This is a genomic window from Streptomyces echinoruber, assembly GCF_014651135.1.
GTDB classification, from domain to species: Bacteria; Actinomycetota; Actinomycetes; order Streptomycetales; family Streptomycetaceae; genus Streptomyces; species Streptomyces echinoruber.
The window spans coordinates 1-543 of the sequence record NZ_BMWH01000105.1 but is presented as its reverse complement, the minus strand read 5'-3'; the positions used below and the strand labels follow the sequence as shown (position 1 = coordinate 543).

Sequence of the window (543 nt, the reverse complement as noted above, 5' to 3'; positions counted from 1 at the left end):
AACTCGACCAGCTCACCACTGGCGAGGGCGGCGTCGACGGCGGCCCGCGCGGTCGAGCGGGCCACATTCAGGCGGCGCATGAACTCGGCCGTACCCATGCGGGCAGTCGCGTCGGGGCCGGTCGTTGCATCGGCGACGGCGAGCAGGACCGTGCGCGGATTCCCACTGGTGCGGGAGTGCTTCCACACCCAATCCGTTGCGTCGAGGGTCACGGGGGTCGCTCCTGTCGTGCTGTGGGGCGCCCGGGGCGAGGGCGCGGGAATCTCCTCGCCCCGGGGCCGGTCACGGGGCTGTGCGGCGATGGGTGCGCGCGGGCTGGTGGCGGTCGCACTTCCAGCCGCACGGGTAGAACCGGGCGGGCCGGGCGCCGCAGCGGGGGTTGCCGTACTCGCACGACGGCGGCGGCTTGTCCTCCCGTGGCGCGCTGCTCACTGCTCGCCCCCGGCGGTGATCGCGGCGAACTGCCGGGCGAGGACGCCCGTCCGCCATGCCTCGGCCGTGGCCTCCTTGCCGCCCTTGCGCCACGTCAGGCTGTGCGTGCGG

1 pseudogene is annotated in these 543 nt (G+C 75.0%); it reads right to left on the bottom strand.

From position 1 onward, the window contains the following. Positions 1-212: pseudogene (locus IE225_RS32765) on the bottom strand (hypothetical protein); the annotation flags it as partial. Between the last annotated feature and the right edge of the window lie 331 nt (positions 213-543).